We start from the raw sequence: 9,721 nt of genomic DNA on the forward strand, positions 1-9,721 counted from the left end.
GCTCACCTGTCCTTCGTCGGCGTTTCGGCGGGTCCCGCGATGTTCGGCGTCCGTTGGTGCTCGCCGGAGATCGTGAATCGCCGTGGGCGGCGACCAACCGGCTTTCTCCTGCCACCGTTTGGTCCTGTGTCCGTGTACCCGGGCAACGGCGCCTCACCGCCGGTCGGGGCAGATGCCACCGCAGCGGTCCTGAGCCGACACCGGGACTGCCATTCCGGCGCGTCTGTTTCCCGAGTTCCCGAGGAAAGGAGAAACCCGCCGCTGAACCGTGCCCCTCGTGGTCGGTCAGTGGTGGGTCTCGTCGCCGTGACTGCGCAGCAGTTCCTTCATTTTGGCGACGGCGAAGCCCCAGCCCTGTTCGACGGTGGGTTTGGCGGGGACGGCGACCTCGTCCGGGTTGGTGAGGACGTCGAGGAGGACGGGGCCGGGGACGGCGAACGCGCGGTGTACGGCGTCGTCGAGGTCGGCGGGGTCGGTGACGCGGATGCCGGTGAGGCCGATGGCGGTGGCGACGGCGGCGAAGTCGGGGTTGTCCAGGACGGTTCCGAACTCGGGGAGACCGGCTTGTTCCTGTTCCAGCTTCACCATGCCCAGGCGGCGGTTGTCGAAGACAACGAGTTTCACGGGCAGTTGGTAGGACTTGAGGGTCATGAGGTCGCCCAGGAGCATGCTCAGGCCGCCGTCGCCGCAGAAGGCGACGACCTGCCGATCCCGGTCCAGGTACTGCGCGCCGAGTGCCTGCGGCATGGCGTTGGCCATGGAGCCGAGGTTGTAGGAGCCGAGCAGGCGGCGGGTCCCGCGCATCTCGACGAAACGGGAGAGCCAGACGGTGGCCATTCCCGTGTCCGAGGTGAAGATCGCGTCGTCGGTGGCGCTGCGGTCGACGGCGGCGGCCAGTGCTTCCGGGCGGATGCAGCGGTCGCGGTTGTCGAGTGCGGAACGGACCTTGCCGACCAGGCTCCTGTCGTGTGCGGGGTCGGCGAGGCGTGCCTGCTCCTTCTGCCAGTTCAGGAAGCGCTCCCGTGCCCGCTCCAGGTGGCCGCGGTCGCGTGGAACGCCAAACTCGCCCGGCTCGGTGGGTAGTTGGTCGAGCAGGTCTCGTACGGTGGCGCCCACGTCGCCGACGAGTCCGAGGTCCACCGGGACGCGGCGGCCGATGTGCGCGGGTTCGGTGTCGACCTGGATGACCGTGCGGCCCTCGGGATACCAGTCGCGGTAGGGGAAGTCGGTGCCCAGCAGGAGCAGGGTGTTCGCGGACCGCATGGCGCCGGCCGCCGCGGGGTTGCCGATCAGCCCGGTCTGGCCGACCTGGAAGGGGTTGTCGCCCTCGAAGCCCTCCTTGGCCTTCAACGTCAGCACCATCGGGGCCGCGAGGCGGTCGGCCAGAGCGAGGACGTCCTCGCGGGCGGCGCGGGCGCCCTGCCCGACCAGCAGGGTGATGCGGTCCGCGTGGTCGAGGAGGTCGGCGGCCCGTCGTACGGCGGCTGCTTCGGGGCGGGTGGTGGGTGTGGTGAGGGAGAAGCGGGCCGGGCGGTCGGAGTGCAGTTCCCGGCCGCCGATGTCGCCCGGCACGGTGAGGACCGCGACGCCCTTGTGGCCCAGAGCGTTGCGCACGGCCGTCTCCAGGAGCTGCGGGAGTTGGTCGGGGTCGGTGATGGTGGCGCGGAAGACCGCCACGTCACGGAAGAGCAGGTCGTTGTCGATCTCCTGGAAGGCGTCGCTGCCCAGCTCGGACAGGGGGACCTGGCCGGCGATGGCCAGCACGGGCGTGCGGCTCTTGGCCGCGTCGTAGAGGCCGTTGAGCAGATGGACGGAGCCGGGGCCGACCGTGCCCATGCAGACGCCCAGGCGGTCGGTGAGCTGGGACTGGGCGCTCGCCGCAAAGGCGGCGGCCTCCTCGTGGCGGCAGCCGACCCACTCCACGTCGTCCGTGGTGCGGATGGCGTCGGTGAGAGGGTTGAGCGCGTCTCCCACGACGCCGAACACCTGACGGACGCCGAGTTCGCTCAGGGCGTCCACGATGACGCGGGCGACGGTTCGTGCCACGGGTTCCTCCAGGTCGTACGGTGCGGCGGGTGCGGGTCAGACGGTGAAGTGGTCGGGGTCGGCGGCCTTCCAGTCGGCCGCCCAGTCGGCGGGCGGCTCGACCAGCAGTTGTCCGGGGGCGAGCCACTCGTACAGGTCGTCGTAGGAGCGCACGGTCTGCGGGTCGACGCGCCGCCGCAGCATGTGCGGCCGGAGCTGCGCGGGGTCGGTGACCCCCATGGACGCCATGATCTGGAGGGCGCTGCCTACGGTGGCCTCCTGGAGGCGTCGTACACGCGCGGCCTTGTCGTCGACGTCCAGCGCGCGGGCCCGGCGCGGGTCCTGCGTGGTGACGCCGACGGGGCAGGTGTTGGTGTGGCAGCGCTGGGCCTGGATGCAGCCGACCGCGAACATCATGGCGCGGGCCGCGTTGCCGTAGTCGGCGCCCTGGACCAGGCGTTTGACGAGGTCCGCCCCGGTGGCGATCTTGCCGCTCGCGCCGATCCGGATCCGGTCCCGCAGTCCCGCGCCGACCAGGGCGTTGTGCACGGTCATCAGGCCCTCGGTGAGCGGTGTGCCGATGTGGTCGGCGAATTCGAGCGGGGCCGCGCCCGTGCCGCCCTCCGCGCCGTCGACGACGATGAAGTCCGGCGCGGTGCCCTCCTCGATCATCGCCTTGCACACGGCCAGGAACTGGCGCCGGGAACCGACGCACAGCTTGAAACCGGCCGGCTTGCCGCCGGACAGCTCCCGCATCCGCGCGATGAAGCGGACGAGTTCACGGGGAGTGGAGAAGACCCGGTGGTACGGCGGTGAGATGACCGTTTCTCCCTGGGGGACGTCCCGCACCCGGGCGATCTCCGCGTTGACCTTGGCGCCGGGCAGTACACCTCCGATACTGGGTTTGGCGCCCTGCGACAGCTTCAGCGACACGCACTTGACGCTCTCTCCCGACGCCTTCTCGGTGAACTCCCCGGCGTCGAAGTCCCCGTCCCGGGTCCGGCAGCCGAAGTAGCCGGTGCCGATCTCCCACACCAGGTCGCCACCCGGGCGCAGGTGGTATTCCGACAGCCCGCCCTCGCCGGTGTCGTGCGCGAAACCGCCCGCCGCGGCCCCCTGGTTGAGCGCCAGGACGGCATTCGCGGAGAGCGAGCCGAAGCTCATCGCGGAGACGTTCAGCAGTGCCATGTCGTACGGCCGGGTGCAGTCCGGGCCGCCGATCCGTACGCGCGGCGGGTGTTCGGGCACCGGGCGTGGTGCCATCGAGGGCACCAGGTACTCGTAGCCCGCCTGGTACACGTCGCGTTCGGTGCCGAACGGCTCCTCCGCGGCGGTGCCCTTGGCCCGTTCGTACACGATGCTGCGGATGTCCCGGTCGAAGGGCCGGCCGTCGAAGTTCCGCTCGACGAAGTACTGCTGGAGCTCGGGACGAAGGCGTTCGAGGAGGAAGCGTGCGTGTCCGATCACCGGATAGTTGCGCAGCACCGAATGCCGACGCTGGGTCAGGTCCCACACCCCGATCACACCGAGTACGGCCAGCGGCACCGCCGCGGTCCACCACCAGGGCGACACCGCGACGGCGACACCCGCTCCTGCTAGGGCGGCGGCTACGACCGCCGCGATCATTCCGGTTCTCAGCACGCACCCCGGGTTACCCGCACGGCTCGTCTCATGCGGACCGGCCGCGTCGACCTCCGGAAAGGGCAAGCGACATCGCTGTGTTGATTCCTGCGCTTCTTTCGAGCAGGTCGGCGGCTGCTACGGAGACCACCGAGCCCGACCGTCACGCCCCTGTGTGCCCGGTGGTCCGGTACCCCCGGGTCCGGAGTGCCGGGTCCGCATTGTCGTCGGCCGCCGGGGTACTCGCGCCTGACACCCGCCCTGCGCGAGGAAGCGAGAACACCGTGAGCGAGCGCCGCCCGGAAGCCCCCGGAAACACAGGAGGGCCGAAACCGAAGCCGATACCGAGGGACCTGCCCGATCAGCAGGCCGGCGCCGACGAAGGGCGCGAGCCGGAGGGGCGCGATCCGGTGGTCCCCGTGCCGGACGAATCGACGGGTTGACCCCGAGCGCCGGGGAGCCGCGCCGGGATCCATTCTGCCGTCTGCCGTCTGCCGTCTGCCGTCTGCCGTCGCCACCCGTGAACGGGTGCGTCCGATCATCCACGTCCCGCCGTATTCAAGTTTGAGGAGAGCGAACCCGATGGCCACTGTGTCTCTGACCGGAGCGTCCAAGGAGGACGCCGCCACTGTCTTCGACGTCCTGCGGACGGCGTTCCCCACCGGCCGTTCCTCCGCAGATGTCCCGGAGGAACAGCCGGGCGACCACTCCGCCGTGTGGACCGCCGAGTTTGAGCCCGCGCAGGAGCGGGTCCCGATCGATCCGCTTCCGCTGGACGGCTCGGTCTCCGCCACACTCCAGGGTGCCTACGTCGCCGTTGACCAACTGTTCGAGGCCCTGAGCACGGCGTTCGCCGTGGACCACTGGGGTGTGGCGTCAGGAGACCAAGAGAAGGAGGTCGACCTGCGGCTCACGACGAAGCGGTGACGGGACAGGACACCGAAGACGCCGGAGTCCAGGCGTCCTCTCCATCGACGGCCGACGGTACCCGGGGGTCTCCGTTCCCAGTCGGGACGTGATGTTCCAACGGCTGGGCGGGGAAGCCGGCGCCGCCGGTGGGGAATTACGTGACGTTCCGCACCGCCGGGGCGCGTTCGGCGTCGTGGATGCTGCCGTGTGCGGCTGCGGCGACGGCCTCGGGGGTGATGCCGAACTCGGAGTACAGACGCTCGTAGTCGGCGGAGGCGCCGTAGTGCTCCAGGCCGACGATCCGTCCGGCGTCACCGACCACGTCGCGCCAGCCCTGGCCCACCGCGGCCTCGACGCTGACCCGGGCCCGCACGGACGGCGGGAGCACCTCGTCCTGGTAGGCCGGGGGCTGGGCGGCGAACCACTCCCGGCAGGGCATCGACACGACCCGCACAGAGAGGCCGTCGGCCGCCAGCAGCCCGCTCGCCTCCAGGGCGATGTGCACCTCGGAGCCGGTCGCCACGAGGATGACGTCCGGCGCCGTGCCGTGCGCGGTGTCGGCGAGGACGTATCCGCCGCGGGCCGCCTCCCGGGTGGGAGCGCAGGCACCGTTGCTGCGGTCGAGGACGGGCACGTTCTGCCTGGTCAGAATCAGCGCGGCAGGGCGGTCCCGGTGTTCGAGGACGGTGCGCCAGCAGGCGGTGGTCTCGTTGGCGTCGGCGGGGCGGACCACGTCGAGACCGGGGATGGCGCGCAGTGCGGCCAGATGTTCCACGGGCTGGTGGGTGGGGCCGTCCTCGCCGAGGCCGATGGAGTCGTGGGTCCACACATAGGTGGTGGGCAGTTTCATCAGCGCGGCCAGGCGTACGGCCGGGCGCATGTAGTCCGAGAAGGTCAGGAACGTACCACCGTAGGGGCGGGTCAGACTCTGCAGGGCGATGCCGTTGAGGATCGCGCCCATGGCGTGCTCGCGGATGCCGAAGTGCAGGGTGCGGCCGTAGGGTCCGCCCTTGAAGTCCTTGGTCTGGCGGTCGGCGGGGACGAAGGACGGCTCGCCGTCCATGGTGGTGTTGTTGCTCCCGGCCAGGTCCGCCGAGCCGCCCCACAGTTCCGGCAGCACCGGCGCGAGCGCGCTGAGCACCTCGCCTGACGCGGCGCGGGTGGCCATCCCCTTCGGGTCGGCGGGGAACTCGGGCAGGGCCTCGGTCCAGCCGTCCGGCAGCCGCTGCGCCTGAAGGCGGTCCAGCAGTTCGGCGCGCTCGGGATGGGCCGCCCGCCAGGCCACGAACCCCTCGTCCCACTCGGTGTGGGCCTGGCGCCCGCGGTCGGCGGCTTCGCGGGTGCGGGCCAGCACGGAGTCCGCTACGGCGAAGTGCTGCTCGGGGTCGAAGCCGAGCAGCCGCTTGGTCGCGGCGACCTCGTCCTCGCCCAGTGCGGAGCCGTGGGCCTTGCCGGTGTTCTGCTTGGTGGGCGCGGGCCAGCCGATCAGCGTGCGCAGCATGATCAGCGAGGGCCGGCCGTCCTCCTCGCGCGCGGCGCGCACCGCGGCCAACAGCGCGTCCACGTCCTCGACGTAGTCGCCCGTGCTCGTCCAGTCGACGGTCTGCACATGCCAGCCGTAGGCGGCGAAGCGGCCCGGGACGTCCTCGCTGAAGGCGACGTCGGTGTCATCCTCGATCGAGATGTGGTTGGAGTCGTAGAAGACGACGAGGTTGCCAAGCTCCTGGTGCCCGGCGAGCGACGCGGCCTCGGCGGTGACGCCTTCCATCATGTCGCCGTCGGAGGCGATGACGTAGACGTGGTGGTCGAAGGGGCTGTTGCCCGGCTCGGCGTCGGGGTCGAGCAGACCGCGCTCCCTGCGGGCCGCCATCGCCATGCCGACCGCGCTGGCCAGCCCCTGGCCCAGCGGGCCGGTGGTGATCTCCACGCCGCGGGTGTGCCGGTGCTCGGGGTGTCCGGGGGTGGCCGAGCCCCAGGTGCGGTAGGCCTCCAGGTCCGGCAGTTCCAGGCCGTAGCCGGTCAGGTAGAGCTGGATGTAGAGGGTCAGGCTGGAGTGCCCGCAGGAGAGGACGAACCGGTCGCGGCCCAGCCACTGGTCGTCGGCCGGGTCGTGCCGCATGACGTTCTGGAACAGCAGGTGCGCCAGCGGGGCGAGGCTCATCGCCGTGCCGGGATGGCCGTTGCCGACCTTCTGCACAGCGTCGGCGGCCAGCACTCGTACGGTGTCCACCGCCCGTACGTCCAGCGCGTCCCACCCCGCGCGATCCGCCAGCGGCGGCGTCACGGATCGGTCCGGTCGGGTCGTATTGCCGGGCTGTTCACTCGTCATTGCTGTTGCTCCTCGGAGATATGGGTGATCGGTTCCGTCGTTCACGGAGGCGCACCTCGGGTCGTACGGAGCCGGGCTGCCTCGTGGATGTCATTCCTGCGTGCTGGGGACCCGGAGCGGGAGCGGGTCATGGGGAGCGTCGGGCTTGGCCGCGGCCGGCCGATCGCCGCTCGGTGTTGTGGGCACGGTCCCCGGCCTGTTGTCCGGCCGTCCCGCGGGACCGCGGGATCTCGTCGCCGGTGGAATACCGAAAGCCGACCGGCTCCCACGTTCCGGCTACCCCTGGCATCGCGTCCAACCCACCTGAAGCGCACCTTTTGCCGGGTTCGTTTGTGGTGTCACCGTCGATCTCCGGGGAACCCGTTCTGTACCAGCGGCTCAGGAGACAGAACATGAAAACGATCCATGCGGCCGATATCCGCGAGTGGCGCAACCGTGACGTCGTCGACTCCGAGGGGCACAGGATCGGCGTACTCGAATCGGTCTACGTGGACACCGCGACCGACGAGTCGGCCATGGCCACGGTCCGCATCGGACTGCCCACGCGTCAACGGCTGGCTTTCGTTCCCCTCGACGACGCGATCCTCGGACCCGACTACGTCAAGGTCACCTACGCGAAGGCGCAGGTGAAGAAGGCACCGTCGATCGGCACGGACGACATCCTGCCGGCCGAGGGGGAGGAGGCGATCTTCCGGCACTACGGCATGGAGTACCGGCCCGGCGCGGGCGGCGAGAGGCAACTCGCGCGCCGCTGACCCGCTGATAAATCCGAAGTCCGACGTCCGAAGGTGGTGTTCCGTGATGGTTCTCTTCCTGCTGCTTCTCCTGATCGCCGTCGTGCTGGGAATCGTCGGGGTGGCCGCGAACGGCTTGGGCTACCTGCTGGTGATCGGCATCGCGGTTCTTGTCGCGGCCTTGGCCCTCGTCGCCGTGCGCTGGTCCCGGCACTCCGGCAACCGTCCCGTCCGATAACGGCGACAGCGCGGTAGGCGGGGGACTACGTTTCCAGGAGACCGGTGCGGAGCTTGGCCAGGATGTGGCTGAGCAGGCGGGAGATCTGCATCTGGGAGACGTTCAGTTCGCTGCCGATCTCCGCCTGTGTCATCTCCTGGCCGAAGCGCATCTCGATGATGGTCCGCTCCCGCTCGTCGAGTTGTCGGAGGAGCGGGGCGAGCGTGTGCAGGTCCTCGAACAGTTCCAGGGCGGGGTCGGCGTCGCCCACGGTGTCCGTGTACCTCGGCCTGCTTTCGCCGGCTTCGTTTTCGCTGCTCGGGGTGTCGATGGAGCCGGCGACATAGCCGTTCGCGGCCACGAGACCCTCGACGACCTCGTCCTCGGTGAGACCGAGATGGGCGGCGAGTTCCTTCAGGGTCGGGCTGTGGCCGAGCGTCGTGGTGAGTGATTCCTTGCCTTTGGCGAGGTCGACGCGGAGTTCCTGGAGGCGGCGCGGGACGTGCACGGCCCAGGTGGTGTCACGGAAGAACCGCTTGATCTCGCCGACGATGTACGGGATCGCGAAGGAGGTGAACTCGACCTCGCGGGTCAGATCGAACCGGTCGATGGCCTTGATCAGACCGATCGTGCCGACCTGGATGACGTCCTCCATGTCGCCGCTGCCCCGGTTGCGGAAGCGGCGGGCGGCGAAACGCACCAGCGTCAGGTTCATCTCGATCAGTGTGTTGCGGACGTACTGATACTCGTCGGTACCCTCTTCCAGCGAAGGCAGCCGGTCCAGGAACAGCCGGGACAGCACGCGCGCGTTTTCCGGGGCGACCTTGTCCGCGTCCTCGATCCACGGCAGTGCTTCGACGACGTTCACGGAGGGCGTCATGGCGCCGCCTCGGGTGCAAAAGCAGGATGAACGCCTTCTGTGCGCTCTGATCGCATCCGTCTCGGCGAGGCCCCGCCAGTCCGTCGGGGGTTGGAACGCTCGGCACGGTGATTCCGACCACACTACTCCTGGGCTCTCATCCGGCCACCCAATGAGAAATGCGAATTCCCCGGAATCGCAGGAATATACGCTCGAAATTCCAGGGCGTTAAGCGGGAATCGCGGGGCAGATGAGGGGGCGGAGGTTGATAAATCATGGTTCCCCTGCTTGTTGTTCTGCTTCTCGCGCTGATCCTTTTCGGTGCCGGTTTCGCCCTCAAGGCCCTGTGGTGGATCGCTGTCATCGTCCTGGTGGTCTGGGCGCTGGGCTTCGTGGTCCGGCCCGCAGGCAGCGGCGGCCGTAAGGGCCGCTGGTACCGCTGGTAAGAAAACCCAGCTCATGGGCCCCGTCGACCGCCGTCGACGGGGCCCGTCGGCATGCGGTGAGACACTGATCCGCCGAATTTCCCGATCTGACCGGTAGGGGCGTTTTTGTGGGGCAGGAGTACCCCGTGCGGCCGGAGCGATCGGTGTTTCGCGGGGAAAGATCGGTGTTCCGCAGGGATACTCGCGGCCTCCAGCGCCTTCCGCTCCGGCCGCTTTTCGGCGCTCGGAGCGGAAAGCGCCTCTCGTGGCCGTTGCGGCAGCCGCCGCCTCGTGAGCGGGCCCGCGCGAGGTGCACGCGGGCCCAGGGCTGTTCCAAAGTCCTGCCGGGTGGGTGAATGTGCTGGTCACGGCGTGGTGACGATGTCGGCGCGGGCCGCTACGAACAGATCGAGGCTCCTGTTGTGGACGGATGACCTTGCCAGTCACCGTCTCGAACCGGAGCCTCGATGTGCCGTCAGTCTGCCACCGTCTGTCTCGTCAAGTCGCCGTTGCTGGCGGGGTGTTCGGAGCTGTCGTTGGCGGAGCGGCTGGTCAGGCTCCCGGACCCGCGCCATCGCCGGGGCGTACGTCACCCGTTCGTGG

8 protein-coding genes are annotated in these 9,721 nt (G+C 69.6%); 4 read left to right on the forward strand and 4 right to left on the reverse strand.

From position 1 onward, the window contains the following. Positions 1-285: 285 nt before the first annotated feature. Both ACIRRY_RS38515 and ACIRRY_RS38520 read right to left on the reverse strand, forming a co-directional pair. Positions 286-2,046 (reverse strand): thiamine pyrophosphate-dependent enzyme, encoded by a 1,761-nt coding sequence (locus tag ACIRRY_RS38515; protein WP_403982495.1) that lies wholly within the window; start codon positions 2,044-2,046, stop codon positions 286-288. A 36-nt stretch (positions 2,047-2,082) separates the two neighbouring features. Continuing rightward, on the reverse strand, positions 2,083-3,651 hold the full coding sequence (locus tag ACIRRY_RS38520; RefSeq protein WP_403982528.1) for an FMN-binding glutamate synthase family protein: 1,569 nt from the start codon (positions 3,649-3,651) through the stop codon (positions 2,083-2,085). Positions 3,652-4,227: 576 nt separating this feature from the next. On the opposite strand from ACIRRY_RS38520, the gene ACIRRY_RS38525 reads away from it, so the two are divergent. After that, entirely contained in the window at positions 4,228-4,572 is a 345-nt protein-coding gene (locus tag ACIRRY_RS38525) for a hypothetical protein (RefSeq protein ID WP_403982498.1), read from the forward strand. A 136-nt stretch (positions 4,573-4,708) separates the two neighbouring features. Here ACIRRY_RS38525 and tkt read toward each other — a convergent pair whose 3' ends face one another. Continuing rightward, positions 4,709-6,883: a transketolase gene (gene tkt / locus ACIRRY_RS38530; protein WP_403982500.1), complete on the reverse strand. Its 2,175-nt coding sequence runs from the start codon at positions 6,881-6,883 to the stop codon at positions 4,709-4,711. Between the two features lie 392 nt (positions 6,884-7,275). Here tkt and ACIRRY_RS38535 point away from each other — a divergent pair, with 392 nt between their 5' ends. Continuing rightward, positions 7,276-7,638, forward strand: coding sequence for a PRC-barrel domain-containing protein (locus ACIRRY_RS38535; RefSeq protein ID WP_403982502.1), 363 nt, complete (start codon positions 7,276-7,278; stop codon positions 7,636-7,638). A gap of 43 nt (positions 7,639-7,681) precedes the next feature. Further along, complete coding sequence (locus ACIRRY_RS38540; protein WP_403982530.1) at positions 7,682-7,855, forward strand: hypothetical protein; 174 nt, start codon at positions 7,682-7,684, stop codon at positions 7,853-7,855. Between the two features lie 25 nt (positions 7,856-7,880). Here the strand turns inward: ACIRRY_RS38540 and ACIRRY_RS38545 are convergent, their stop codons facing one another. After that, positions 7,881-8,714 (reverse strand): SigB/SigF/SigG family RNA polymerase sigma factor, encoded by an 834-nt coding sequence (locus ACIRRY_RS38545; RefSeq protein ID WP_403982505.1) that lies wholly within the window; start codon positions 8,712-8,714, stop codon positions 7,881-7,883. Positions 8,715-8,968: 254 nt separating this feature from the next. On the opposite strand from ACIRRY_RS38545, the gene ACIRRY_RS38550 reads away from it, so the two are divergent. Continuing rightward, entirely contained in the window at positions 8,969-9,139 is a 171-nt protein-coding gene (locus tag ACIRRY_RS38550) for a DUF5670 family protein (RefSeq protein WP_200682075.1), read from the forward strand. Positions 9,140-9,721: the final 582 nt, after the last annotated feature.

It is taken from the genome of Streptomyces sp. NPDC101776 (genome assembly GCF_044766845.1).
In the GTDB taxonomy this organism is placed as follows: Bacteria; Actinomycetota; Actinomycetes; order Streptomycetales; family Streptomycetaceae; genus Streptomyces.

Bases quoted from the DNA above. Each gene is read 5' to 3' on its own strand.
- ACIRRY_RS38520 (WP_403982528.1), bottom strand. From the start codon at position 3,651: ATGATCGCGGCGGTCGTAGCCGCCGCCCTAGCAGGAGCGGGTGTCGCC.
- ACIRRY_RS38525 (WP_403982498.1), top strand. From the start codon at position 4,228: ATGGCCACTGTGTCTCTGACCGGAGCGTCCAAGGAGGACGCCGCCACT.
- tkt (WP_403982500.1), bottom strand. From the start codon at position 6,883: ATGACGAGTGAACAGCCCGGCAATACGACCCGACCGGACCGATCCGTG.
- ACIRRY_RS38535 (WP_403982502.1), top strand. From the start codon at position 7,276: ATGAAAACGATCCATGCGGCCGATATCCGCGAGTGGCGCAACCGTGAC.
- ACIRRY_RS38545 (WP_403982505.1), bottom strand. From the start codon at position 8,714: ATGACGCCCTCCGTGAACGTCGTCGAAGCACTGCCGTGGATCGAGGAC.
- ACIRRY_RS38550 (WP_200682075.1), top strand. From the start codon at position 8,969: ATGGTTCCCCTGCTTGTTGTTCTGCTTCTCGCGCTGATCCTTTTCGGT.